The 23,925-nt window shown below is 55.5% G+C and carries 26 protein-coding genes; 9 read left to right on the top strand and 17 right to left on the bottom strand.

Annotation, left to right across the window (positions count from 1 at the left end; genetic code table 11):
- Positions 1–7: 7 nt before the first annotated feature.
- Entirely contained in the window at positions 8–883 is an 876-nt protein-coding gene (locus tag VSX58_RS12815; RefSeq protein WP_327618426.1) for a LysR substrate-binding domain-containing protein, read from the top strand.
- On the opposite strand, the gene VSX58_RS12820 is transcribed toward VSX58_RS12815, so the two are convergent.
- From VSX58_RS12820 to VSX58_RS12840, 5 genes are all read right to left on the bottom strand, one after another.
- Positions 873–1,826, bottom strand: coding sequence for a sugar phosphate isomerase/epimerase family protein (locus tag VSX58_RS12820; RefSeq protein WP_327618427.1), 954 nt, complete (start codon positions 1,824–1,826; stop codon positions 873–875). The two genes, VSX58_RS12815 and VSX58_RS12820, sit on opposite strands and share 11 nt — an antisense overlap.
- An 11-nt stretch (positions 1,827–1,837) precedes the next feature.
- Entirely contained in the window at positions 1,838–2,725 is an 888-nt protein-coding gene (locus tag VSX58_RS12825; protein ID WP_327618428.1) for an ABC transporter permease subunit, read from the bottom strand.
- Between the two features lie 13 nt (positions 2,726–2,738).
- Positions 2,739–3,629, bottom strand: a complete 891-nt coding sequence (locus tag VSX58_RS12830; RefSeq protein ID WP_327618429.1) for a carbohydrate ABC transporter permease — start codon at positions 3,627–3,629, stop codon at positions 2,739–2,741.
- Positions 3,626–4,993, bottom strand: a complete 1,368-nt coding sequence (locus VSX58_RS12835) for an extracellular solute-binding protein (protein ID WP_327618430.1) — start codon at positions 4,991–4,993, stop codon at positions 3,626–3,628. The genes VSX58_RS12830 and VSX58_RS12835 overlap by 4 nt, the downstream gene beginning before the upstream one ends.
- A gap of 294 nt (positions 4,994–5,287) precedes the next feature.
- On the bottom strand, positions 5,288–5,854 hold the full coding sequence (locus VSX58_RS12840; protein WP_327618431.1) for an RBBP9/YdeN family alpha/beta hydrolase: 567 nt from the start codon (positions 5,852–5,854) through the stop codon (positions 5,288–5,290).
- 244 nt (positions 5,855–6,098) lie between these two features.
- Here VSX58_RS12840 and VSX58_RS12845 point away from each other — a divergent pair, with 244 nt between their 5' ends.
- Positions 6,099–6,311: a hypothetical protein gene (locus VSX58_RS12845; protein ID WP_327618432.1), complete on the top strand. Its 213-nt coding sequence runs from the start codon at positions 6,099–6,101 to the stop codon at positions 6,309–6,311.
- A gap of 229 nt (positions 6,312–6,540) precedes the next feature.
- Here the strand turns inward: VSX58_RS12845 and VSX58_RS12850 are convergent, their stop codons facing one another.
- From VSX58_RS12850 to VSX58_RS12870, 5 genes are all read right to left on the bottom strand, one after another.
- On the bottom strand, positions 6,541–7,071 hold the full coding sequence (locus VSX58_RS12850; protein WP_327618433.1) for an L-2-amino-thiazoline-4-carboxylic acid hydrolase: 531 nt from the start codon (positions 7,069–7,071) through the stop codon (positions 6,541–6,543).
- Positions 7,072–7,188: 117 nt separating this feature from the next.
- On the bottom strand, positions 7,189–8,070 hold the full coding sequence (locus tag VSX58_RS12855) for a transporter substrate-binding domain-containing protein (RefSeq protein ID WP_407654874.1): 882 nt from the start codon (positions 8,068–8,070) through the stop codon (positions 7,189–7,191).
- A gap of 50 nt (positions 8,071–8,120) precedes the next feature.
- Positions 8,121–8,813, bottom strand: a complete 693-nt coding sequence (locus VSX58_RS12860; protein ID WP_327618435.1) for an amino acid ABC transporter permease — start codon at positions 8,811–8,813, stop codon at positions 8,121–8,123.
- A gap of 12 nt (positions 8,814–8,825) precedes the next feature.
- Positions 8,826–9,521: an ABC transporter permease subunit gene (locus VSX58_RS12865; protein WP_327618436.1), complete on the bottom strand. Its 696-nt coding sequence runs from the start codon at positions 9,519–9,521 to the stop codon at positions 8,826–8,828.
- A gap of 35 nt (positions 9,522–9,556) precedes the next feature.
- Complete coding sequence (locus tag VSX58_RS12870) at positions 9,557–10,297, bottom strand: amino acid ABC transporter ATP-binding protein (RefSeq protein ID WP_327618437.1); 741 nt, start codon at positions 10,295–10,297, stop codon at positions 9,557–9,559.
- A 395-nt stretch (positions 10,298–10,692) separates the two neighbouring features.
- Here VSX58_RS12870 and VSX58_RS12875 point away from each other — a divergent pair, with 395 nt between their 5' ends.
- From VSX58_RS12875 to VSX58_RS12880, 3 genes are read left to right on the top strand one after another with little or no spacing between them, the layout of a single operon-like run.
- Complete coding sequence (locus VSX58_RS12875; RefSeq protein WP_327618438.1) at positions 10,693–11,694, top strand: uroporphyrinogen decarboxylase/cobalamine-independent methonine synthase family protein; 1,002 nt, start codon at positions 10,693–10,695, stop codon at positions 11,692–11,694.
- A 57-nt stretch (positions 11,695–11,751) separates the two neighbouring features.
- On the top strand, positions 11,752–12,345 hold the full coding sequence (locus VSX58_RS22525; protein WP_349825809.1) for an aldehyde dehydrogenase family protein: 594 nt from the start codon (positions 11,752–11,754) through the stop codon (positions 12,343–12,345).
- Complete coding sequence (locus VSX58_RS12880) at positions 12,324–13,481, top strand: M20 aminoacylase family protein (protein ID WP_327618439.1); 1,158 nt, start codon at positions 12,324–12,326, stop codon at positions 13,479–13,481. The genes VSX58_RS22525 and VSX58_RS12880 overlap by 22 nt, the downstream gene beginning before the upstream one ends.
- 98 nt (positions 13,482–13,579) lie before the next feature.
- Here VSX58_RS12880 and argC read toward each other — a convergent pair whose 3' ends face one another.
- The gene (gene argC, locus VSX58_RS12885) at positions 13,580–14,518 is read right to left on the bottom strand and encodes an N-acetyl-gamma-glutamyl-phosphate reductase (RefSeq protein WP_327618440.1); all 939 of its coding nucleotides are present in this window, start codon (positions 14,516–14,518) and stop codon (positions 13,580–13,582) included.
- A 311-nt stretch (positions 14,519–14,829) separates the two neighbouring features.
- Here argC and VSX58_RS12890 point away from each other — a divergent pair, with 311 nt between their 5' ends.
- The 4 genes from VSX58_RS12890 to VSX58_RS12905 all read left to right on the top strand — a co-directional run bounded on the left by VSX58_RS12890 (position 14,830) and on the right by VSX58_RS12905 (position 18,057).
- On the top strand, positions 14,830–15,276 hold the full coding sequence (locus VSX58_RS12890; RefSeq protein WP_327618441.1) for an MFS transporter: 447 nt from the start codon (positions 14,830–14,832) through the stop codon (positions 15,274–15,276).
- Between the two features lie 12 nt (positions 15,277–15,288).
- Complete coding sequence (locus VSX58_RS12895; RefSeq protein WP_327618442.1) at positions 15,289–16,215, top strand: ketopantoate reductase family protein; 927 nt, start codon at positions 15,289–15,291, stop codon at positions 16,213–16,215.
- A 138-nt stretch (positions 16,216–16,353) separates the two neighbouring features.
- On the top strand, positions 16,354–16,857 hold the full coding sequence (locus tag VSX58_RS12900) for a DUF1543 domain-containing protein (RefSeq protein WP_327618443.1): 504 nt from the start codon (positions 16,354–16,356) through the stop codon (positions 16,855–16,857).
- A 276-nt stretch (positions 16,858–17,133) separates the two neighbouring features.
- Positions 17,134–18,057: a LysR family transcriptional regulator gene (locus VSX58_RS12905; protein ID WP_327618444.1), complete on the top strand. Its 924-nt coding sequence runs from the start codon at positions 17,134–17,136 to the stop codon at positions 18,055–18,057.
- Here VSX58_RS12905 and VSX58_RS12910 read toward each other — a convergent pair.
- The 6 genes from VSX58_RS12910 to VSX58_RS12935 are packed head-to-tail and all read right to left on the bottom strand — an operon-like array spanning position 18,051 to position 23,911.
- Positions 18,051–18,875, bottom strand: a complete 825-nt coding sequence (locus VSX58_RS12910) for an ABC transporter ATP-binding protein (RefSeq protein WP_327618445.1) — start codon at positions 18,873–18,875, stop codon at positions 18,051–18,053. The two genes, VSX58_RS12905 and VSX58_RS12910, sit on opposite strands and share 7 nt — an antisense overlap.
- Positions 18,875–19,855, bottom strand: coding sequence for an ABC transporter ATP-binding protein (locus VSX58_RS12915; protein ID WP_327618446.1), 981 nt, complete (start codon positions 19,853–19,855; stop codon positions 18,875–18,877). Before VSX58_RS12915 ends, VSX58_RS12910 begins: the two co-directional genes overlap by 1 nt.
- A complete protein-coding gene (locus VSX58_RS12920) occupies positions 19,852–20,742 on the bottom strand; it encodes an ABC transporter permease (RefSeq protein WP_327618447.1) in 891 nt (296 codons plus the stop codon). Before VSX58_RS12920 ends, VSX58_RS12915 begins: the two co-directional genes overlap by 4 nt.
- Positions 20,743–20,744: 2 nt before the next feature.
- Positions 20,745–21,662 (bottom strand): ABC transporter permease, encoded by a 918-nt coding sequence (locus VSX58_RS12925; protein ID WP_327618448.1) that lies wholly within the window; start codon positions 21,660–21,662, stop codon positions 20,745–20,747.
- A 60-nt stretch (positions 21,663–21,722) separates the two neighbouring features.
- Complete coding sequence (locus tag VSX58_RS12930) at positions 21,723–23,246, bottom strand: ABC transporter substrate-binding protein (RefSeq protein WP_327618449.1); 1,524 nt, start codon at positions 23,244–23,246, stop codon at positions 21,723–21,725.
- Positions 23,247–23,278: 32 nt separating this feature from the next.
- On the bottom strand, positions 23,279–23,911 hold the full coding sequence (locus VSX58_RS12935) for an RraA family protein (RefSeq protein WP_327618450.1): 633 nt from the start codon (positions 23,909–23,911) through the stop codon (positions 23,279–23,281).
- Positions 23,912–23,925: the final 14 nt, after the last annotated feature.

Consider the following 23,925-nt stretch of genomic DNA (forward strand, 5'->3'; position numbering starts at 1 on the left):
ACCGCCCATGATCTACGCACAGCTACGCGCGTTCCTTGCCGCCGCCCACAGCAACAGCTTCTCCGAGGGCGCCAGGCTCCTCAACATTACCCAGCCGTCTATTTCCAAACAGATACGCGATCTGGAAAAACGCTGCGGGGAGCCGCTGTTCGAGCGGATTGGGCGGTCGGTCAGGCTAACGCCCCTCGGTTTGAGGGTGATGGAAATATCCAAACGGATGATGGACGCCGAGCTGGACTGTCTGCTGCTGTTCAACGATGTGGCCGCGCTGGAGGCGGGAGTTCTGCGCATCGCCGCAGTGGGGCCATACCACCTGATGACCATACTGCCCGAATTCCACAGCCGCTATCCGAAAGTAAGAATCAACGTGCGTTTCGGCGGCTCCAATCATGTCGAGGAGGCGGTACGCCAATTCGACGCCGATATCGGCATACTGGCGATGGCGCCGGGCCGCGCCATGCCGGAAATGGACGCCTTTCCTTACCGCAGCTGCCCGATAGTGCTGAGCGTGCCGGCCGACCATCGGCTGGCGCGGGCCGAGCGTCTGAGCGTACAGGATCTCGCCGCCGAGTCCATTATCCATCGCGAGCCGGGCTCCACCACGCGTCAGATATTCGAAAACGTGTTATATGCCGAAAAGACGGGCGTAAACAGTATATTGGAAATCGGCAGCCGGGAGGCGATTCGCATCGCCGTCGCCAACGGCCTGGGCATCGGCTATGTTTCCGAAGACGAGATCGTGCCGCATCCGAATATTCGCCATATTCCCTTATCCGGCCCGACGCCCCGCACCAATGCGACGCTGATATGGCGTAGCGGGCGCGACGACAATACCCTGGTGAAAGCCTTCCTGAACGTAGCCCGCGAACAGGCTATGGGCTAATCTCCAGACAACGGCAGCTCATCGCCAAACTCCGCGCCAGCGCCAGCGACGCCGACTGCTCATCGGCGAAGCGGTCGCCCTGGATTTCCAGAATCATCATGGCGTCCGGCGCGACGGCCATATCGGCGAATAGCGCCGGCCAGGGAATGTCTCCCCATCCCAGGGGCAGATGCAGATCGCCAATGCCCAGCGCCGTCGCTTCCGCCGGCCGATAGAAACGGCGATCGTCCTGAGGAATGCCGAAACTATCGTGTACGTGTAAATGCCCCGCCACCGCCGACAGCGTCTGTATTTCACGCCGCCAGTCCAGACCGCGCCGGGTGCATTCGATATAAGCGTGGCTGAAGTCGAGAACGCCGCAGACGTGCGCATGTCCGATTTGGCGAATCGTCCGCGCCACGGCCGCGGGCGACTGACAGTATTCGTCCTCTCCGGTCACGAAAATATTTTCCAGCCCGATCCTCACGCCGTAACGCTGCGCGACATCGCCAAGCTCAGCCAGCGCGTCGCGTTCCCGGCGCGCCGCCTGCTCGCGTTGCGCCGGATCGGCGCCGCGCAAATGCCCGCTATGCTGTACCAGCATCGTTGCGCCGATAGCATCGCAGACCTCCAGCATGGCTCTGACGACGGCCTTCTGACGCGCCAGATCGCGGGCATCCATCAGGTTGCCGCTGACCAAGCCGTGGACGCTGTAGCGCAGCGCGCGGCGGCGCGTAATATCACGCAGCTTGGCCAAACGGCTTCTCACCGCTCGGCCGCCGCAAACCACTTCTTCGCCAAAAAGCGATATTTCGGCCGCCTCGGCGCCAAGCGCCTCGATTTCCGCCAGAGAGGCGTCGAGCTGTTTCAGATCGCCGGTTCCCATATAGCTGGTAAAGCCGATGGCGGCGATAGGAGAGCCGGAGCTCTGACGACGGCGCGATATTGCTAATTCGGACATCATATTCTCCACGATTATTGAGAACTATTCGACAGCCCCCGCACCAGGTAGCGATGCAGAACAAGGCAGACCAGCACCGGAGGCAGCATGGAAATCAGCGTCCCCGCCATGGCGATGTGCCATTCAGGCAAACCGTCGCCGCCCGGCGCCAGAGCGCGGATGGCCACCGTCGCGGTTTGATAAGCGGGATCCGAAACGGCCAGCCGCGGCCATAGATATTGGTTCCAGGAGTAGATAAACAGGATCGTTCCCAACGAGATGATATTGCCGCGCGACATCGGCATTAGGATATCGAAGAAGAAACGCATGGGAGAGGCCCCATCTATCCGGGACGCTTCCAGCACTTCGTCGGGAATGGTCATAAAACACTGCCGGAACAGAAAGGTGCCCGTGGCGGAAGCGATCAGCGGCAGCATCAATCCCGAATAGCTATTCAGCAGATTCACCCGCACGGAAATTTCCGTACCGAACAGCAGTTGCCACAGCGCCCTGATCGGCGCCAGCAGATCGGACGCCACGCCGTAGGTCGGCGCCACGCGGATCTCCAGCGGCAACATAAGCGACATAAAAACCAGAATAAAAAACAGGTGGCGCAGCCTGCCGCGGAAGTAAACGATGGCAAAGGCGCTCAGCGCGGCGATGACAATCTTGCATAGGGTTACGATAACCGCGACCAGCAGGCTATTGAGCAGCGCCGGCCCCAATCGGGCGCGCGTCCAGGCTGCGGCCAGATTATCCGCCAGCGCGCTTCCCGGCAGTAGGCTGAAGGGTAGCGCATTGACCTGGCTGAGCGACTGGGTGGCGGCGGAAATCACTATCCACAGCGGGCCGGCAATCGCCAACGCGCCCAGCAGCATAACCCCGTACGCGATCAGATTGACGTTTCGGGCATTCTCGTACATAGGATGTTCCCCGTTATTTATAGTGCACGCGGCGTTCGATAACGCGGAACTGCAGCATGGCGAGCGCGACGGTGATCGCCACCAGCAGCAGACTTTGCGCGGCTGAGCCGGAATAATTCAGCCCCTCGAACGCTTCATTAACCAGTCGGTAGATCAGCAGATCGGTGGCTTTCGCCGGTCCGCCCTGGGTGGTCATATCGATGATGCCGAACGTATCCGGCCCCACCAGGCTCTCATTGAGGTTCAGCACGAACAGGAAAAACAGCGACGGCGTCAGCAGCGGCAACTGAATATCCAGCGCGCGCTTGAACGGCCCGGCGCCGTCAAGAGCGGCGGCTTCCAGCAGATATCGGGGAATAGCCCGCAGACCGGCCAGCAGAAACAAGAAGTTATACCCCACCCATTTCCAGGAAAAGCAGGCTACCAGCAGCGCCATGGCGTGCGTGCTGTCGCGCGTCGGATCCCAGGTTCCCGGCCGCCAGGCATTCAGGCCGGCGAGCAGGCCGGCCTCGGGGCTGAAAATAAAGCTGAAAGCCAGGCCCGCGGCGGGCGCCGCCACGGCGTAAGGCAGAATATAGAGTACGCTGCATGTATGCGCGCCGCGCAGCCCGCGGTCGACGCATATCGCCAGCGCCGTCGCCGCCGCCAGCGACAAAAGCGGCGCGGTCAGCGAAAAAAGAAGGCTTTGGCGCAGCGCGCGGGCATATTCCGGGTCGGCGAATATTTCCCGGAAATTGTCCCAGCCGACGAAAATACGTCCGCCGCCGCCAAACGGCGGCTCCAGCGTGAACGACCAATCGATGAGCGAGCTGGCCGGCCAGTAGATAAACCACAGCACCAGCGCCAGCTGCGGTAGCGCCAGCCACAGGGGGAGCCAGCGATTCGGGTATGACTGTTTTTTCATGGCTTACCGGCGTCCGTGCCCGATTCAACACGCCGATTGGCATAGGTTTTCTCAAAACGCCGCAGGATGACATTACCGCGCGCCACGGCGCGATCCAACGCCGCCTGCACCGACATCCGGTTCGTAAAGATCGCCTCCATAGCGTCAGACATTTCGCGGCGGATCAGCGAAAAGCCCCCCAAACGGATACCGCGCGTATTTTCAGATACGGGAGACCAGGACAGGCTCTCGATGGCCATCTCTTTGCCGCGGTTTTCCGGACGCTGATAGAATCCTGTCGCCTTCATGGCGGTAAACGCGCTGCGCGTAACCGGAATGTAGCCGGTAACGCCGGACCACCACTCCACATTTTCAGGCTTGGCCAGAAAATCGAAGAAGGCCGCGACCCCGTCGTACTCCTGCGCCGGGCGATTCTTCATCACCCACAGGGAGGTGCCGCCGACGATGGAATTCCGGCGCGGCGTCCCTTTCCATACCGGCAGCATGGCGACGTCCCATTGCACCTTCGGATCCAGCGTCGCTTTGATGGTATCGTAAAAAGCGATGGAGGTTTGCATCATCTGGCACTGGCCGGAAGCGAATGAGGGCACCACGCCCACGCCCTGCTGCGGCGTTTTCGTCACAAATAGCCCGGCGTCCGCCATGCGTTTAAAAAACGACAGGTGGTCGACCACCTTGGTGCGATTAATCAGCAGTTCGGCGTCCAGGCCGTCGTAACCGTTGGCGCGGGTGGCGAACGGCTGGTTGTGGATGGCGGAAAACTGTTCGATCGTCGGCCAGCTGTCGTAATCGAACGAGAACGGACAGTCGAAGCCGGCGGCCTTGAGCTTGACGGCGGCCGACTCAACCTCTTCCCAGGTCTGCGGCGCGCGCTCTACTCCGGCACGGCGCAGCGCATCCCGGTTCAGATAAAGCACCGCGGTCGAGGAGTTGAAAGGAAAAGCCAGTAGCTCGCCGGACGCCGTGGAGAAGTAGTTCGAGATGCCGGGAAAATAGTCCGCCCAATCCACATCGTAGCCATGTTCAGCCATCAGGCGGGTCACCGGGATGTAGGCGCCGGACAGCATCAGATCGAGCGTGGCGCCATCGAACACCTGCACCACCGCCGGATGCGAGTTCCCGCGATAAGCCGCAACCGTATTCTGCACCGCTTCGGCGTAGCCGCCCTGCCCCGTGCAGACGGCTTCGAACTTGTCCTGCGAGGCATTGAAGCGGGCGCAGGCGTCCTTGACCCTCTCGCCCAGATTCCCGGTCAAACCGTACCAAAATTCGAAACGCTTTTTTTCCGCCTTGACGGGATTGGCAACCGCACCGCCAGCCAGCACGCTCGCCGCAACAACCAGCGCAAGAATTTTTTTCGACATATCCAGAATCTCCAGCAGCGTTATCTCATAAACCCAGCGGGGATGGCTTCTCCCCAGGAATAACGGCGATGATAGAGACTTTTCATGACAGCCAACCTATGAGTTTGATAACCCCTAATCTGATAAATCATTGCTAAAACGCATGAATGCGCGCAGCGCGCAACCGTCCCTGGCGCGGCACGACGCCGGCAACCGTCTGATATCAAGGGAAAAGATGGCTATCAATGAGATAACGCCGGCGGCGACCCCCTAGCTGGGGGTTGCCACCCGCCTTATCAGCGGAGGACCGCGCGATCACTGCAAATAATCGCGCAGTATATTATTCAATGCCGGGAATTGATGGAAACCATCGCAGTCGAGGAAGTGTCCGCATCCGGTAAAGCTATAGAGTTCGGCATCCAGCTGCTCGCGCAGTTTTATCGTGTGATGCGGTGCAACAACGGTATCGTCCGAAGACAGGATGGTGATCCGATGTTTTATCGTTTTACGCAATAGGTCGAAGTCAATTTGCGCCGCGGTGAAATCGTTAAGTTCGGGATGCGTTTCGATCCGTTCCGCAAATCCAGACACCAGAATAACGCCCCCGACCTTTAACCGCTGATGCAAAGAGGACAAATAGCGCAAAACGGTGACGCAGCCTAAACTGTGTCCGATAAACCAGGTTTTTTCATTGGGCATATCAATCGTATGGCGCAACTGCGCCAGCCATTTATCAGGCTTAGGCGCGCGCGGCATCGGCATTTTAGGAATAAAAACCTTGATATCGGCGTCTTCGCACTGTTGGCGTAGCCATTGAAACCAATGATGTCGCGGCGTCGACAAGAATCCATGTACTATGATGATATTATTGACATAGCTCATACATCCTCCTGCGGGTGCAAGGAACAAGCGCTGGCCCAAAGAACAATGCGTCTGTCGAGATAGGCACATAACGGCGCAACCATAGCGCGTTTCTGTGTCAAGCGCATGTCAGACCATAAAAACAGGTTTACGGACGCCCTCGTCATTTCATTAAAACGTAAATAAACCTTCATTTTAATGAAACCAAAATGGAGCATATTTGAAATATAAGGATTATTACCAACACCTCGTTGAAGGAGTCATTATGTCGTTAGTGCAGGCATCCACATATTCCGAAGCTGAAGAGCTGATTCAAGCCGGAATTGCCAGAAAGATAAAATTAGCGTTTGATATCGGAAGCGATGATTTTTTCAAACTTGCTATGATGAGTGCGGACAGAGGCGGGAAAATATTTAAAAAAGATGACTATTTTGTTATTTCGATGAAAAAAATAATTATTCCAGAAAACATTAGTTAAAATAATAAAAAACCTGAACAACAGGAACAGATTCCGACAGCGCAAACAATAACCCACTCCAATAGCTGACGTCGGTCGGCTTTAAACAGCATCGAATATCCATTCTCATCTTATCGCCGGAACGTCCTTCGATATACCGCCAAAGACGGCGCGCTTATCAAAGGGGAACGCCGGCGATAAGATTTTCGCGGGTCTATCCCACGTCGCAATCATCGCCCGCCAGGCGATATCAGGAAACAGACGACCTTCTATAATGAATTTCACATACCTGGCCGCCTTTCGCAATGGTGTTTCCCAATTCAAACTCCAAATTGGCAAATGCCGTCGCCAGCGCGCTGTCTCCCTCCATGCAGATATCGCATAAGTTCGCCAGTTCATCCGTGCTTCTATTTTGCTGCAGCCACTTATTAACATACGGACAGTAATGAAAGTGAACCTGAAACTCTTCTTCTGTCGCCTTGATTAACTCCATCTCATAAACATTAGGCTCTAAACCGGAGGTGAATGTTTTTGAAAACTCAACGATATCATTAGGATTTTTCATCGACTGCGCCATATCCCGGCCATTGGCGGCGCCATAGTTATAAATAGCGGCGCGGGCGAAGCCGTCATCCAGACCTTTACTTTTCGCTTCATCAATCATATTGGCAATGGTAGACGCTCTTTTTTCCGTTACGCCTCTTAAGGCCAACGTTACCTCATCATTTATTGATGGCGTATTATTTTTCTTTATTTCATTCAGTAATTTACCACTCATCATCACAACCTCTTTATTTATTATCCCCAGATGGAAATCTTAATCAAAAAAATAGTCGAGCCTTGAAACCAGGATGCATGATTTCATATTTAAAACCATGCATTCCTATTTCATCACGACCTAAAATTTGCTTGGAACCGTTATATCTTTAGCGCCATCTAAAGCATAAACATCTTCGCCAAGCCACTTCACGGACAATTTCGCCAATGTCCCGTCATTTTTCAGATCGACTAATACTTTATCAATTGCTTTTAATAATTCAGCCGACTGCGGCGTTTTGCTATACAGGAATACGTTCGGGAAAATCCCCACGGAGTTGGACACTTTCAGATTTAAATCGATTTTTTTAGTCACGGCCAGAAATGCGCCGATGGGATAAATAGCGGCATCATACTCGCCGGAAGCCACCGATTTGAAAATATCGGCCGCCGTTTCCTCGCCCGTTGCCTTTAACACAATCTGATTATCGGGATTCGCCGCATTGTAGTCGGAAATAACCTGATAACGCGCGTCGCTGACATGGATAGGAACCAGACGTTTTCCCGACTTGGCAAAATCCGCCAGGGAGTTTATTGCGTTATCGTCTTTTCTTACGATCAAGCGCAAATCGCTTAAACCCGTCGGCTCTTTTGAATAGTCGTATTTTTCGGCGCGTTCCTTATTAATATAGAAGTGATTCGCCGCCAAGTTATAGGTTCCCGTAGATAATCCGACTAACATCGCATCGCGGGATACCGCGTTAAAGTGAAATGAGTATTGCGGCAATTTTTCATCAATAATGCCCAGCAGTTCGCCATCGTAACCGGAAAACTTACCGGCATCGTCAACGAAAGAAAAAGGAAAAGAATTTTCATTAATGACCACTTCGACCTCTTTCACCTGGCCGCCTGCCGGCGCAGCGCCGTTGCCTGCGGCGCCCTGGTCGGAATTCGACGCGTTATCGCATCCCGCGATGCCCAAGGCTAGCGCGGCGACGACTGCATATAAATATTTTTTACTCATATTATTAATCAACTCCTGTGATAAATTAGCACCCTGAATTTTACAACCGATTACTTGTAACAACTCAGTCTAACTTCCAAACAACGTAATGATTTTGAAATGGTAAAACAGATAATCAAATAGATAACAAACGCGATTAGATAAGCATCAATATAGTGAAATCCTCTGGCCGCCACAAAAGTCGCCTTTCCCATAATATCCATAACGGAGATGGTATAAACCAAAGAGGTATCTTTGATTAAATCAATCACCACGCTGGTATAGTTAGGCAAAGCCTGGGTCGTCGCCTGGGGGAAAATAATCCGCGGCAAGTAGGTGCGTCTCGGCAGGCCAATCGACCATGCCGCCTCAAGCTGCCCCTTATCGACAGAGTTATATGCCGAACGAAAAACTTCAGCGAAATAAACGCTAAACGTAATGGTGAAGGTGATTATCGCCACCAGAGTAGGGTTGAGTTTGTTGGCTCCCAGGGCAATGGAATAATCGCCTTTTAATGCGCCGACGAAATAGGGGAACGCAAAATAGAGAAAATAAAGAACGGCCAAATTAGGCACAGAACGGCTGAACGACATAAAAACAGCCACGATGGGATACAGCACCGGTATGCGTTTTATTTTTATAACCGCGAAGATAAATCCCAGCAGCGTAGATAATATAATTGATGCCAAAGCAATACCTAATGTTAACGGAACAGCTTGTAAAACAGCTGGAAAGTTAACAATAAAGAAATCTAAGTTGAACACAATATATACCTTCTAATCTAATAGATACCGATATTTCTTTTCTAAGAACTTCATGATAACATCAATTAACACATTGATTATCCAATAAATAATAATTACTGAAATAAAAGCCTCCAGCTGGTTTACTCCATAATTACTATTCGAGATTTTTTTAGCGCGCCCAAAGACATCGACAATACCGATCAAACTGACTAACGAGGTAAGTTTAACAATATTAATCATTAAATTACCCAGGTTAGGGATGGCGATAATGGTGGCCTGGGGCAAAATAATGCGGAAAAAACCGCCCCAAACAGGAATGGCCAGGCTGTTTATCGCCTCAAGCTGCCCCTTATCCACAGCGCTATAGGCCGAACGCATCATTTCCGAAAAATAGGCGCTCATGCCCAACGTAATCGCCAGGATCGCAAGAAAGCTATCGCTGAATAACCGGTGGCTGGCTCCCAGCTGCGACAGAAGAACTTTTGAACCAAAAAAAACCAAAAAGATTAACAGCAGCAGCGGCGTGCTGCGCATAACATCGATATAAATCAGCGCCGCCGACCTTATTACTAGCCTCTTGCTCCCCTGCATTACGGTCAACAACAGGCCGAGCAACAGGCCAAAGACAAGCGACGTTATCGAGATATACAAGGTTACCGGCAGGTTCTCTAACAGTTTGGGGAAAATATCAATAATTTCAGATATATTAATAAATCTACTTTCCATTATGACAATCTCTTTTTAACCCGTTCAGGACTGATTTATATCGTGAAGTTGATACGTTCCAAAAATTCTTTCGTTCGCGCCTCTTTCGGGTTGCTGAATATTTCACGCGGAACGTTCTCTTCAACGATTAAGCCCTTTTCCATAAAAATGACGTTTGAGGCGACCTCATTGGCGAAACTCATCTCATGGGTAACGATAATCATCGTCTGCCCTTCCTGGGCGATTTCCTTAATCAGCTTTAATATTTCCCCCACGATCTCCGGATCCAAAGCCGACGTCGGCTCATCCAGAAGCAAAACTTCAGGATTCATCGCCAACGCTCTGGCAATACCGACACGCTGTTTTTGTCCTCCGGAAAGTTTACTGGGGTAGGTATCCTGCTTGTGCGCCAAACCAACCTTACGGAGCAAATTTTCAGCGATCGACTTTGCTTCATTTTTAGCCATTCCTTTGGCGTAAACCAACCCTTCCATAACATTTTCCAATGCGGTTTTGTTATTAAACAGGTTGTACGACTGGAATACCATCGCGGTTTTTGCACGAATATTTTGAATGTCTTTTTTACTCGCTTTTTCGCAGTCCACGGAAACCGTGTCGATGGTGATGCGCCCTTTATCAGCCTTTTCCAAAAAATTAATACATCTTAATAATGTTGTTTTTCCTGAACCGCTCGGGCCAATAAGGCAGACTACCTGACCCTTTTCGATCTCAATTGACGCCCCTTTCAAAACCTCTTCATCGTCAAAACGCTTATGAATATTTTCTAGCCTGATCATTAATATTTCCTATGTTACTTATGACGTCTTGATTTATAGGTAACAATATCTTTGTTATGGTGTGAACAAAACGTTTCTTCGATGCTCTATGCGCAAATAAATTCAAGCTGCAAAAGGGCGCCCCCGACCGACGTTCTCATGGATGGGCCGGACAGCAGAGCCGGCGCGCATGCAACTTGCAGTATAGCGGCTATATCCCGGTCATTAAAAATGATACAAATGCAACCTTCATTTTGATACTAACATGGCGATCATTATTATCATATAATATTAGAGAATATATATATCCGACAAAATAATATAAGGTCATATATTAACCTATTGATATCATAAGAGAATGACGAATATTATATTAATAATATTTCACTGACTCTTCCACCACGGGACGAACCGCAATGGCGACGAATAAACGGCAGGTTTTTTTTGACTCACTTGACAACAAGAATGAAACGGTCTTAGCCAGCATTTGGCATCATTTCTTGAATAGTGATGAACAGGTCTATGGCTATAAAAATGACGCGGTGATAAAAAAAAATATTATTGCGCAGCAGCAGTTTTATCACAAAAACCGGCCAGACTTTACCAAGATAATGAGCGATGCCTTTCTTCTTCATCCATCCGTACTCAATACGGAGATTAACAGCGTTCAGGATTTTAAAAAAATAAAATCTATCGGTGGAGATAATGAGTGGATAATAAAACAAGTCGAGGCGATAAAAGCGATCGTCTCTTCTTACCACGGAGAGATCGCATCCATATATAATATTTTTGCTCCCGCATATTACTTTAGATTAAAGTTCGACATGGTTGATAATGATAGGAATAAGTTCCCGCGCCTTGTTGAGGAAGATCCCTACTTATTTTCATTAGCCTTGGGTAGAATAGCCGATGACATTACTCTATTAGTAGAAAAGCTAATCAATGAGGCGCATATCGATGGCATCTATCTGTGCGTGCAAAGCGTGCAAAGTCCCACATTCAGTGAAGAAAATTACCACAAATACATTGAGCCCAGCCAATTGCGGGTATTAAATTCAGCCAATCAGTTAAGCGATTATAATGTACTGCACATTTGCGGCTTTGAAGGAAGGGTAAATGATTTGCGGCATTTCGCCCACTACCCTGTTAAAGCCGTCAACTGGGCGACCTGCGTCGAAAATATTTCTCTGGAAGAGGGCAAACGAATATTTCCCGGCAAAGCCCTTCTCGGCGGTTTCGATAACCGGACTCATGGCGCGTTATATCAAGGTTTGCTCGGCGAAATTGAAAAGCAAACGAAAGAGATTATTGCCAAAAACGGCAAAGCGGGACTGCTGTTAGGCGCCGATTGCAGCGTGCCCAAAGAGACTGATTTTAAAAATATTCAATTTGCCGCACGGATAGCAAATAGTATTTAGCCTCTTGTCCCCGCCGGCGGCATCGCTATTTCGCCCAACGACGGAATGGATCCACGCATGATCGTATCCCGTTCGGCATCCGAAACGCGCTCACCGGCGCGCTCCTTTTCGGCCAGGATCGGCCCGCCGGAGGCGGGAAAATCCGCTGTTGCCGACGAGAGTCAACGCCCTATACCGGGTTCGTACCTGCCGGTTAGGAATACGATATACGAAAAATTCATTTCCGATTTAACCGCGGCTTCGGCCAAAATTCGTGTTGCCAATCCGGAAGATAAAACAACCGAGGCCGGACCGATCGACATATCCAAACACTGTCCGCCTATCCGTAACGTGCGGGAAACCGCGCGGACGGATGAGGCGAAAGCGCACGGCGATACGATTTTCGCACCCGATGTCTGCGGTGGTGACATCGCCCCAGCCTGCACGCGGGGAGTCGCACAATACACCATGCCCATGAAGCAATCAGCCGTCGCCATGCCGCTCAGCGACCGGACCGGTGCCGTCCGCATCGCCCACCGGCGAGGGTATGGACGTTCTACGTGCCGACAGCGAAGTCACGCGTCTCTGGACCAAAACCGCAGAGAACCCGCTGTTTGGCTTGATCTATGGCGCAGGAGAGGAAAAACCCGATGCCCATTTCACAACATTTAATCGCTGAAGCCACCGCATGGCGTCATGAGTTCCATGCCAATCCCGAATTGGGGTATAAAGAACACGCCACGTCTAAACGCGTGGCGGAATTACTCGCCTCATTCGGTCTTCAGGTCCATAGCGGCCTGGGGGGAACCGGCATCGTGGCGACGCTGGAACAGGGCCAGGGCCCCACGATTGGGCTGCGGGCGGATATGGACGCGTTGCCCATCACCGAGCTTGGCGATATTAGCTATAGGTCGCACAATAAAGGCGTCATGCACGCCTGCGGGCATGACGGCCACTCGGCGATTCTGCTTGCCGCCGCCAGGTATCTGAGCGAAACGCGCAACTTCAGCGGCACGGTGCATTTTGTCTTTCAGCCCGCCGAAGAGAACCTGGGCGGCGCTTACAAAATGGTCGCCGACGGGCTATTCGAGCGTTTCCCGATGGACGGGATTTACGCCCTGCATAACTGGCCCGGACTGCCGGTCGGCCACGTCGCCTTAAGCAGCGGCGTGATGATGGCTTCGCTGGACTCGTTCGAAATCGTTCTCACCGGGAAAAGCTGTCACGCCGCGATGCCGGAAAACGGCGCCGACCCCATCGTCGCCGCCTCGCAGCTGATACTCTCTTTGCAAACCATTCCCGCCCGCCGCTTGTCCCCTCAATCCTCCGCCGTCGTCAGCATTACCCAAATCTCCGGCGGCGAAGCGATTAACGTGATTCCGGAGAAGGTGACGCTGCGCGGCACCCTGCGATGTTTGCAGAGCGACGTGCGCGCCAAGGTCAAGTCTCTGATTAACGAATTCGTCAACGAACTCCCGCGCATTTTCGGCGTCACCGGCGAAATATCTTACTACCCGGGCTACCCGGTAACCCAGAATCACGAACAGGAAGCGCTGAACGTTCGCAGGGCCGTCAGCGGCGTATTAGGCGAATCCAAAGTCCACTGGCAGATCAACCCATCGATGGCGTCCGAGGATTTCGCCTGCATGCTGGAAGTCTGTCCCGGCGCCTATTTCTGGCTCGGCTCCGACGGGGCGACGCCATCAAAACCGCTGCACAATGCTTATTATAATTTTAACGACGCGCTGATTAAGCCGGGCGTCGAAGTCTGGACGTCGCTGGTCGAAACCCTGTTACGCAAATCCTGACGGCGACGCACTGTCAGAGGGGGACTATCCGGTGTGGTTTTGTGCACAAGGTCGGGAATGGAGAACCACTCCCGAACCCTGCGTTTCGGCGGGAATTATCACGCAGGCAGATTAACGCAGATATCTTCCGGCAGGTCCAGCATCACGTTCAGGTTCTGAACCGCCGCGCCCGACGCGCCCTTACCTAAGTTGTCCAGCCGCGATACCAGTATGGTTTGTTTATATTCAGGGTGATAAAAAACAAACAGCTCCAGCATATTGCTGTTGTTAAGCGCCTCCGGCATCAGGTATGGCGCGCTCTCTTTCGGCACGGCGTTAACGCTTTTCACCTTGATAAACTGCTCGCCGTCGTAAAATTCATGCAGCGCGCGGTAGACGCGGTTGCCGTCGACATCCCCGTTGAGCGGAATAAACACCAGCATCCCCTGGGCGTAGTCGCCCACCGCCGGCTGAAATATCGGCCGGGCGGAGAGACCGCTCCATTTCTGCATTTCTTTCAGGTGTTTATGATCGAACCCCAGACCGTAAGCGGCGTAGCCGGAGGCATCGTGCTGATAGCGTTCAATCATCGCTTTGCCGCCGCCGCTATAGCCGGAAATCGCGTTAATCGACAGCGGCGTATCGGCGTCGATGATCCCCTTGCCGACCAGCGGCGCCAGTAGCGTAATCACGCCCGTCGCATAGCAGCCGGGGTTGGAGACATGCCCCGCCTGACGGATTTTCTCGCGCTGATCGTCGGCCAGCTCCGGCATGCCGTAAACCCAGCCCGCCGCGGTGCGGTGCGCCGAGCTGGCGTCCAATACGCGCGCGCCGACGGCATCGGCAAGCGTCACCGCCTCGCGCGCGGCGGCATCCGGCAGGCATAAAATAGTGATATCGGCGTTTGACATCATCTCCTGGCGGGCTTCAGCCTCTTTACGTTTCTCCTCTGCTATGCTGAGGAGTTCGATATGAGGGTGGTTGACCAGGCGTTGCTGTATCTGCAACCCGGTGGTGCCCGCCTGGCCGTCAATAAATACACGATATTTGTCGCTCATAGACCTGTCTTTCTAAGTGGGTAAAAAGCTTTATATCCCGCGCCGTCCAGGGCGCGGGATATAAACGGATTTGACAGATAATATACTATTTGCAGATAAATCGGTCCGAATTATGCGATTTATTCCATCGGCCGTTAAGGAGAGCGTTACGCGCGCGCTGCAAGGGATCGGCGGCGCGCTGCTGTTCCCCTCCACGCTGTCACTGATCAACCGTTTGATTTACCGAAGGCGCGCCACGCAACCGCGCGCTGGCGATATGGGGCGGTGCGGGCGCCAGCGGTTTAACGCTGGGATCGCTGCTAGGCGTTTTTTTGACCGGCGCATTTTATGGGCTTATCGCGCCGGGCGTCATCATCTCCGGTATCGGTCAGGGCATCGTCTGGAGCGCAATGTGGATTGCCGCGGCTTCGGGCGTGGCGCATCACGAACAGGGCATCGCATCCGGTATGGCGTCCACAACGCTCAATATCGGCAACGCCATCGGTCTGGCCGTTCTGGTGGCATTAACCCATAGCGGACTTTCCGAACCGGCCGGCGAATCGCTGCGCAACGCTCTGGCTCAGGGCGCGCGCCAGGCCTTTCTGCCGGCGGCCGCCGCAAGCGGCGTTCAAAAACGCACGCGCTTTTGTAGGGGAACGCGAGGGAGGCTCCCCCTTACGACGCCTCCCCCCGGCGATCGCCCCGCGTATCTCGAGCCGATTGACGGATTTGTCAGCAATCTAATATTTGCCGTATTCTTCTCCATTATGGGCTATTAAAAGGACAGCAAGATGCGGGTGTTAGTGGTAGGCGCCGGCGCGACCGGCGGTTTTTTTGGCGCCAGATTGGCTCAGGCGGGACGGGATGTAACATTTCTGCTGCGGGAGAAACGCGCGGACGAGGTGCGAAAAACCGGCTTACAGCTCATTAGTCCGCATGGCGATTTTTCATTTCAGCCCAACGTCATACTGGCGAAAGATCTTAACCCGACGTTCGACCTGATACTGTTGACGGTAAAAAGCTACGCGCTGGCTGCCGCGCTGGAGGATATCGCGCCGGCGATTGGCGCCGGCACCGCCATTATGCCGATATTGAACGGAATGCGGCATCTTGGCGTCATCCGCGAACGGTTCGGCGCTGAAGCGCCGATCGGCGCCCTGTGCCGGGTCGATGCCACGCTGGACGAAAACGGCTACATTCGCCAGCTCTCCGCCATTCAGCAGATCGTTTATGGCGAAATCTCCGGTAAAAAAACGCCTCGAATTCAGCAAATTGACGCCCTGTTCCAGAATATCGGCGTAGCCGCCAAACTTTCTGACGATATCATGCGCGATATGTGGGAAAAATGGCTGTTCTTATCCAGCCTGGGCGCCATTGCCTGTCTAATGCGCGGCAATATCGGCCAGGTCGCCGCCGCCGAAGGCGGAAAGGCATTCGCCACCGCGCTGATTCACGAAGTCGCCGCTACCATGAAGGCGTCGGGCTATGTCGAGCGCAGGGAGACGGTCGACGGCATCATCCGCGCGCTGACGGACGAAAACTCGCGGCAAACGTCGTCGATGTACCGGGATATGATGGCGGGGCTTCCGGTCGAAGCCGACCAGATCATCGGCCATCTGGTGAGCCTGGCGGCAAGTCACCGGCTGCATACTCCGTTACTGAATGCGGCTTACACGCGCCTGGCCGTCTACCAGCGAAACAGAGTAAACGCCGGTTAACCCGCGTCCAAGCATCCGGATACGGCACAGGACGGCCATGCGCTATCCCATGACCCATTTATCTGGCAGAGCCGTCCATGACATCTGGCGTTATATGATAATTTATATAAAGAAACGGGTAAGCGAATAGGTAATAATATGGATTTGTATATGTTTTATGTCGGCGGCAACGCGGGTAAATCCAATATCGAGGTGCATGATATTCAGTTCGCCGCGGTAAACAAACCGCGGGACGCCTGGCCGCTGCTGCGCGAAGCCTGGTTTGGCGATAAGGATAAAATTCACCTCGATGGCTACGCTAAAATCGACTGGGCCGACGGTTATGATATTAGGTTATCGACAGAACCCTACACGGGAAGCGAGCGGCTGTTTTTCGTCAATGTCGGCGGTTACCGCCCGGACAATCTGGCGGAACTGCATGAGTTTGACCTGTTTGTCGCTAAAAATGCGGCGGAAGCTAAAAGTAAAGCGCTGAATTCACTGCTTAAAGGGTGCGGCAAACAGCATAAAGACAACCTAAAGGATGTCGATGATTGCCTGCTGCTGGAAAAAGTGGGCGATAGCTACCTGCATCTGGCGAAAAACCCCGGCGGCAAAGCGTTTATTCCTGAATTTCAAGGATATATGCCGATTGGTCAGTAAAGTAACGCCAGCACGTTAAGCGGTCTCGCCGATCGATGTCGGGACCGCTTAACCACGAATGGATATCGCGTCTGGCCGGCTACGCCCGCGGAACGTCGCATAACCTGGGCCAGCGGCATCGCCGCCGGAGCGCAAGCCCCATGGCCACGGCAACATCTCATGGTGAAGCGCGGCGTTTGCCAAAAGGCGGCCGACCCGGTTTATGTTATCTTTCACGCGGGCAGCGCGGGGTAAATCGCATCGATAGCGGCGCCAAAGCGTCAGAGGAAAATGTTCATGTCCCATATTCACGACCGGCTTGACTGGAATCTGTTGCGTACTTTCCTGGCGATTGTGCAGGAAGGGAGCATCAGCCGCGCGGCGGCCCGGTTACACCTGACGCAGCCGGCGGTCAGCCTGGCGCTGAAAAGACTGGAGGATCGGCTGGATGAAAATCTGATCTCCCGCAACGGCGCCAACTTCAATCTGACGTCGGCCGGCGAGTTGGTTTATCGCGAAGCCCTAACCATTTACGGCAGTATCGCCCGGCTGTCGATGGCGGTGCAGAACACCTCCCACGACCTTACCGGCGTCGTCCGTCTGGCGCTGGTTTCCGGGGTCAACAGCGACATCCTGGATAATGCGATATGCGACTTTCATCAAAACCATCCGCGCGTCAATTTCGAGATTGCCACCGGTTCAAGCGCCGATGTCCAGGAAGCCCTGCGCCATTACCAGGCGGGGATGGGCATCTGTTTGAAACATAAAACCGTGCCGGGGCTCTGCGATACGCCGTTACTGCATCAAAAATACTTTCTCTACTGCGGAAAACGTCACCCGCTGTTCGGACACCAGCATCTAAAGATTAGCGACCTGTATAATGAAGACTTCGTTTCTTTCGCCAGCGAACAGCTGGACGGCGTACTGGCGCCGCTGGCGCTGTTTCGGGCGCAGCAGACGCTGGAGGGACGGATTATCGGCACCAGCGCCAGCCTCGACGAGGTCAGACGGATGATCCGCGCCGGTCTGGGGATCGGCGCGCTGCCCGAACACGTGGTGAAAATGGAGGCGGAGGCGGGGCATCTGTGGAAGCTGCCCCCCTATGACGGCATCGCGCGCATCACGCTCCATCTGATGTGGAATCAGGAGCCTAAATACAATCAGGCCGAAGAAGCCTTCTTCCAGCGCCTGCGGGAGGCGCTGCATCTGGCGGGCTACTGACGCTCGACCGACGCCGCCAGGCGGGTATTGCTCTGCGGCAGCAGCGTGGCCGCCAGCAGCTTCCGGGTGTAGTCATGGCGGGGATTGGCGAACGTCGAGGCGCAGTCCCCCTGCTCCACCACCTTTCCCTGATACATCACGCAAACCCGATCCGACAGATGCTCCACCACCGCCAGATTGTGGCTGATAAACACCATCGCCAGATTAAACTCGCGCTTTAGCGCCAGCAGCAGGTTGATGATCTGCGCCTGAACCGAAACGTCCAGCGCGCTGGTCGGCTCGTCGCAAATCAGCGCCGCCGGATTGAGAATCAGCGCCCGGGCGATCGCCACCCGCTGCCGCTGCCCGCCGGACAGCTCGCCCGGATAGGCGTGCGCCAGCCGGCGGGGAAACCCCACTCGATCCAGCATCTCCAGCACCTCGCGCCGCCACTCGCCGCCGCGCCAGTGAATTTTCAGCGGCTGCAACACCGTTTCATAAATGGTATAGGAGGGGTTCAGCGAGGAGTAGGGATCCTGAAATACCGGCTGCAGCAGGCTGGCGCGCGCTAAGCGCTCCATGCCGCGGATAGGCTGGCCGGAGAGCAGCACCTCGCCGCTTTCCGGCCGGTTCAGCCCCAGAATAATATTCGCCAGCGTGCTTTTACCACAGCCGGACTCGCCCACCAGCCCGAGCGTTTCGCCCGCCCGCAGCGTCAGCGATACGTCGCTCAGCGCCTGTATCCGTTTGGCGGGCTTCATCAGACCGCCGCCAAGCCGGAAAGAGTGGCTGACCCCGTTCACCGCGAGCAGCGGCACCTTTTCCGTATCACGATTCATCACTGTTCCTCCCAGGTGCGCACGCACTCATAGCGGTGCTCCGTTCCGTTTTGCCGCAGCGGCAACGCCTGCTGACAGACAGGCTGGCGCCAGGCACAGCGCCAGCGGAACGCGCACCCTTCCATTTCGCCCAACAGCTCCGGCACCCGGCCGTCGATAACCGGCAGATCGGAGCCGGGCGGCGTTTTTCCCGGAATGGGAATACTGGCGATCAGCCCGCGGGTATAGGGGTGCTGCGCATGTTCCAGCAACTCGCCGACGGGCGCGGATTCGACGATGCGCCCGGCGTACATCACGCTGACTTTATCCGCCATCGCCGCCACCACGCCGAAATCGTGGGTAATCAGCAAGAGGGCGAAGTTTAGCTTTTGCGCCAGCTCGCGAATCAGCGTCAAAATCTGCGCCTGGATGGTAACGTCCAGCGCCGTGGTCGGTTCATCGGCGATCAACAGCGACGGTTTTCCCATCAGCGCCATGGCAATAATGATGCGCTGGCGCTGGCCGCCCGAGAACTGGTGCGGGTACTGGCGAATACGCTCCGCCGGCTGGGGAACGCCCACCTGCTCCAGCAGCTGTATCGCCCGCTGGTGCGCCTGTTCGCGGCTAATCGACTCATGCCGCATCACGCCTTCGATCATCTGTCTTTCGATGGAGAGCGTCGGATTCAGGGTGGTCATGGGATCCTGAAAAATGATCGAGATATCACGCCCGCGCAGCTTATTCATCTGCCGCTGCGACAGCTTATCCAGCGATTGTCCCCGAAACAGCATCTGCCGCGCGCTGATTTTCGCTTTACTGGTTTGCAGGCCGAGCAGCGACAGCGCGGTAATCGATTTGCCGCAGCCGGATTCGCCCACCAGGCACAGCGTCTCCCCGGCGCGCAGGTCGAAGTCCACGCCGCGCACCACATGGAACGTCCCCTGCGCGGTAGGAATCGCGATCTGCAGATCGCGTACTGTCAGTATCGGCTCATTACTCATCGTTTCACCTCCGCCCCGATGACGTCGCGCAGGCCGTCGCCAAACAGGTTGACCGCCAGCACCAGCAGGCAGAGCGCGCCGCCCGGCAAGGCAATCAGCCATGATTCAAATAGAATGTTATCGCGCCCTTCGGCGATCATCAGGCCCCAGGAGGGCGTCGGCGGCCTGACGCCCAGTCCGAGAAAGGAGAGCGCCGACTCCAGTAGAATCACGTTGGCGACCTCCAGCGTGGCGATAACAATAATGGTATTGCGCAGATTCGGCAGGATCTCCCGCAGCATGATAAACAGGTGCGAGGCGCCGACGGCGCGCGCCGAACGCACAAACGCCTCGTTACGCAGCGACTGGGTTCGGGCGCGGGTGACGATGGCGAACTGATCCCACACCAGCAGGCCCAGTATCGTCACCAGCGTCATGATGGACGCCCCTTTCAACGCCACCGCCGCCAGGGCGACCAGCACGATGGGCAGCGACAGACGCGTGGTGATCAAAAAGCTGATCAGCATATCGACGCGGCCGCCGAAATAGCCCGCCAGCACGCCCAGCGAAGTGCCGATAATCCCGGCGACGATCACCACGCCGATGCCGATGCCCAGCGAGATGCGGGTGCCGTAAATCAAACGCGACAAATAATCTCGCCCGAGCTGGTCGGTGCCGAGCCAGTGGCCGGTGCTCTCGGCCGCTTGCCAGAACGGCGCGATCAGCCGATGGTCGAGATCCTGGGCGATGGGGTCGTATGGCGCCAGCCACGGCGCCAGCAGCGCGATGGCGATCATCAGCAGCAGAATGCCGCCGCCCAGCAGCACCCCGGTTTTGCGAAAGCGTTTCAGGCTGCGACGGACCGGCTTGTTTTCCGGCAGCGCCGGCGAAGAATCTAACGATGACATTATCAGGACTCCCTAATCCGCGGATCGAGCCAGGCATTAATCAGGTCGGCCAGCGTAGTCAGCACGACGTAAATCAGCGATAGGATCAGAATGATGCCCTGCACCACCGGCAGATCGCTGCGCAGCAGCGACTCCCAGGCCAGGCGCCCCAGGCCGTTGAGGGCAAACACGCTTTCAATAACGATAGAGCCGGACAGCAGGATGCCGAGCTGCACCGCCGCCACGGAAACCAGCGCCAGAATCGCGTTGCGCATGGCGTGATGTATGATGACGGCCGGCATGCCGATCCCTTTGGAGCGCGCCGTGCGGATATAATCGGCCTGCAGCACGTCGATCATGCTGGCCCGCATCAGCCGCATCAGCGCGGGCGTCGCGTAGTAGCTCAGCACAATCACCGGCAGCAGATACCCTTGCCAGCTGTCGGCGCCGGAAATGGGCACCACGCCCAGCCAGACGCCGAAGACCACGATCAGAATCAAACCGAGCCAGAAGCTGGGAATGGCCTGCCCCGTCACCGCCACCAGCAGCGCCAGCCGGTCGATAACGCCGCCCGGTTTCAGCGCCCCCAGAACGCCCAAAGGAATGGCGACAACCAGCGCCAGCAGAAACGCGCTGACGCCGAGCATCAGCGTGACCGGAATACGTTCGCCGATAATCTGACCGACCGGCATATTGAAGTAGTAACTGTTCCCCAAATTGCCTTGCAGCACCCCGGCTATCCAACGCAGGTACTGTTCCGGCAACGGGCGATCGAAACCGTAAAGGTGGCGCACCAGTTCGGCATCCTGGGCGCTGGCGCCGGAGCCGGCGATGGCGATGGCCGGATCTCCGGCCAGGTAAGCCAGCGCAAAACTGATTGCCGAAACCGCCAGCGCGACCAGCGCGGCGACCGTCAATCTTTTTAATGCGAATATCAGCATGTCGGTACGCTCATTACAGTATAAAAATTAAAGCATGCCCGCCGCGGCGGGCGACAAGGCTCATTTCCAGCTTGATAACCACCAGCGGGCGAACTCATCCGGCTGGGGCGTGAAGTTCAAATCTTTCGACAGGCCGTAGTTGATATTGTAGTTATACAGCGGTATCCAATAGGCCTGATCGGCGATCTTCTTCAGCGCCAGGCTATAGTTTTGCTTGCGCACTTCATTATCCGGCGAAGCGTCCGCCACCTTTAGCCAGGCCGCCAGCTGGGCGTCTTTGACCATATCGTCATCGCCGCCGCCGAAGTAGTTGGACAGAATAAAGGCCACGTCGCCGATACCGTAGCTGCCCCAGTTGGACATCAGCGCGGGCAGCGTGCCGGCGCGCCACTTCTGTACCGCCGCCGCGAACTGGTTTTCATTCAATCTGACGCGAACGCCCACCTTGGCGAGATCGGAGGAGACCGCTTCAGCCACCGGCCGCGGAATGGCGGAAAACACCATTTCCAGATCAAAACCGTTCGGATAGCCAGCTTCTTTCAGCAGCGCTTTCGCTTTTTGCGGATCGTAGCCGTAGGCGGCGACATCCTGCTCACAGCCGAACTGCAACGGGTTACAGGCGGAATTCAGCACCTGAGAGGACGCCCCGCCGAAAACCTTGGCGATCTGCTGGCGGTTTACCGCATACAGCATGGCCTTACGCACCAGCGGATTGGCGATCGGCGTGTCCGTCGCGTTCCCGGTGGCCAGGCTGACATAGGCGATGCGCATGATCGGCGCATTGATCATATTCACCCGTCCCGCCAGCCTTTTGGCCTGATCGGGGGGAACGCGCCAGATCCAGTCCAGCTTGCCGGACATCAATTCGGCGTATTGCGTGTTCATCTCCGGAATGGTGCGGATCACGATGCGTTTAATCGCCGGCTTCCCTTTCGGACTCCCGGCATAGTGCTGGTCGAAACGCTCCAGGACATAGCGCACCCCCGGCGTCTGCTCGACCAGCTTATACGGCCCGGTGCCAACCGGATGCTCCGCCATGCCCGCCGACCCCTTCTCGGCGAAGTAGGCGTGCGGATAGATCGGCAGCGCGTCGGCCAGCATTTCTACCGCGCCGGCGAACGGCTTGGCCATATGGATACGCACGGTATAGTCATCCACCTTTTCCACGCTGGCGATCCAATCCACCGAAATTTGGAAGCGGGTGCCATAGGCCGGCTTGATGACGGTATTCAGCGTAGTGATGACGTCATCGGCGTTAAAGTCCGCGCCGTTATGAAATTTAACCCCTTTACGCAGCGCGAATTCTATGGTTTTGTCGTCGGTGAATTTCCAGGACTGCGCCAGCGCCGGTTTGATCTCCCCGCTGCTCAAATCCTTATACAACAGGCCGTCATAAATGTGACGAGCGATGATCAACCCTTGCCGTCCGGCGATTTTGTAAGAGTCCAGCGGTTCAGGCTCATCGGAAAACGCCACGTTCAGCGTATCGTCGGCCTTTCCGGCCAGAACAGGCGCGCTGTGCAGCGCGGCGAAAGCCAGCGTGGTACCAAGCAGTGAAGCCAGCAGCGATTTTTTCAGCGTCATATCAGCGATCCCCATAAAGAGTTAGTAAAATGTCAGTGTTGATAACGGTAAATCTCGGCCAGACTCAATCCCTGCCGTAGCTTCTCGACAATCAGCGGCTCCTGGCGCTGAATGCGGAGCGCTTCTTCCACGTACTGCGCCATTTTCGCCGCGGGCAATGCGACAACGCCGTTTTCATCGGCCAGAACGATATCGCCGGGACAGACCGGCGTTCCGCCGCAGACCACCGGCTGGTTAACCGTGCCGCCGTGCTTTCCCCGTTTGGTGGTCAGCGGCGATCGCCCTTTGCACCAGATGGGAAAATTATCGGCGCGGATAGCGGACAGATCGGTGACGTAGCCGTCCAGGATCACCGCGGCGATCCCGGCCTGCCGCGCGGCGGCCGTCATTACCGCGCCCCAGCAGGCATGGCGATCGTCATTGACGCGCTCAATCACCAATATGTCCCCCGGACGCGCGGCCGCCAGCGCCAGCGGCAGGCTGTAGCCGTCATCCTCCGGCAGCGACGCGGTCAGCGCCGGACCGCAGCGGCGCACGCTGTCCGGCAGCGCGCACTGCAGCTCAGGGCGCATAAAGCCCTGTTCGAGCAGGTGGCCCAGCGTGGCCGTTTCCACCTGCAATAGCTGCTCAATCAGCGTGCTCAACTCATCATGATGTAACGGCATTGCTGTTCTCCTTC

The organism is Brenneria populi (assembly GCF_036016195.1).
Classification (GTDB): domain Bacteria; phylum Pseudomonadota; class Gammaproteobacteria; order Enterobacterales; family Enterobacteriaceae; genus Brenneria; species Brenneria populi.

What these genes read in the sequence shown, in the direction of transcription:
- VSX58_RS12925 (WP_327618448.1), bottom strand. Translation starts at nt 21,662, where the DNA reads ATGCTGATATTCGCATTAAAAAGATTGACGGTCGCCGCGCTGGTCGCG.
- VSX58_RS12930 (WP_327618449.1), bottom strand. Translation starts at nt 23,246, where the DNA reads ATGACGCTGAAAAAATCGCTGCTGGCTTCACTGCTTGGTACCACGCTG.
- VSX58_RS12900 (WP_327618443.1), top strand. Translation starts at nt 16,354, where the DNA reads ATGGATTTGTATATGTTTTATGTCGGCGGCAACGCGGGTAAATCCAAT.
- VSX58_RS12855 (WP_407654874.1), bottom strand. Translation starts at nt 8,070, where the DNA reads ATGAGTAAAAAATATTTATATGCAGTCGTCGCCGCGCTAGCCTTGGGC.
- VSX58_RS12815 (WP_327618426.1), top strand. Translation starts at nt 8, where the DNA reads ATGATCTACGCACAGCTACGCGCGTTCCTTGCCGCCGCCCACAGCAAC.
- VSX58_RS12825 (WP_327618428.1), bottom strand. Translation starts at nt 2,725, where the DNA reads ATGTACGAGAATGCCCGAAACGTCAATCTGATCGCGTACGGGGTTATG.
- VSX58_RS12840 (WP_327618431.1), bottom strand. Translation starts at nt 5,854, where the DNA reads ATGAGCTATGTCAATAATATCATCATAGTACATGGATTCTTGTCGACG.
- VSX58_RS12845 (WP_327618432.1), top strand. Translation starts at nt 6,099, where the DNA reads ATGTCGTTAGTGCAGGCATCCACATATTCCGAAGCTGAAGAGCTGATT.
- VSX58_RS12910 (WP_327618445.1), bottom strand. Translation starts at nt 18,875, where the DNA reads ATGAATCGTGATACGGAAAAGGTGCCGCTGCTCGCGGTGAACGGGGTC.
- VSX58_RS12850 (WP_327618433.1), bottom strand. Translation starts at nt 7,071, where the DNA reads ATGATGAGTGGTAAATTACTGAATGAAATAAAGAAAAATAATACGCCA.
- VSX58_RS12870 (WP_327618437.1), bottom strand. Translation starts at nt 10,297, where the DNA reads ATGATCAGGCTAGAAAATATTCATAAGCGTTTTGACGATGAAGAGGTT.
- VSX58_RS12865 (WP_327618436.1), bottom strand. Translation starts at nt 9,521, where the DNA reads ATGGAAAGTAGATTTATTAATATATCTGAAATTATTGATATTTTCCCC.
- VSX58_RS12875 (WP_327618438.1), top strand. Translation starts at nt 10,693, where the DNA reads ATGGCGACGAATAAACGGCAGGTTTTTTTTGACTCACTTGACAACAAG.
- VSX58_RS12915 (WP_327618446.1), bottom strand. Translation starts at nt 19,855, where the DNA reads ATGAGTAATGAGCCGATACTGACAGTACGCGATCTGCAGATCGCGATT.
- VSX58_RS12820 (WP_327618427.1), bottom strand. Translation starts at nt 1,826, where the DNA reads ATGATGTCCGAATTAGCAATATCGCGCCGTCGTCAGAGCTCCGGCTCT.
- VSX58_RS12935 (WP_327618450.1), bottom strand. Translation starts at nt 23,911, where the DNA reads ATGCCGTTACATCATGATGAGTTGAGCACGCTGATTGAGCAGCTATTG.
- VSX58_RS12920 (WP_327618447.1), bottom strand. Translation starts at nt 20,742, where the DNA reads ATGTCATCGTTAGATTCTTCGCCGGCGCTGCCGGAAAACAAGCCGGTC.
- argC (WP_327618440.1), bottom strand. Translation starts at nt 14,518, where the DNA reads ATGAGCGACAAATATCGTGTATTTATTGACGGCCAGGCGGGCACCACC.
- VSX58_RS12830 (WP_327618429.1), bottom strand. Translation starts at nt 3,629, where the DNA reads ATGAAAAAACAGTCATACCCGAATCGCTGGCTCCCCCTGTGGCTGGCG.
- VSX58_RS12905 (WP_327618444.1), top strand. Translation starts at nt 17,134, where the DNA reads ATGTCCCATATTCACGACCGGCTTGACTGGAATCTGTTGCGTACTTTC.
- VSX58_RS22525 (WP_349825809.1), top strand. Translation starts at nt 11,752, where the DNA reads ATGATCGTATCCCGTTCGGCATCCGAAACGCGCTCACCGGCGCGCTCC.
- VSX58_RS12880 (WP_327618439.1), top strand. Translation starts at nt 12,324, where the DNA reads ATGCCCATTTCACAACATTTAATCGCTGAAGCCACCGCATGGCGTCAT.
- VSX58_RS12835 (WP_327618430.1), bottom strand. Translation starts at nt 4,993, where the DNA reads ATGTCGAAAAAAATTCTTGCGCTGGTTGTTGCGGCGAGCGTGCTGGCT.
- VSX58_RS12895 (WP_327618442.1), top strand. Translation starts at nt 15,289, where the DNA reads ATGCGGGTGTTAGTGGTAGGCGCCGGCGCGACCGGCGGTTTTTTTGGC.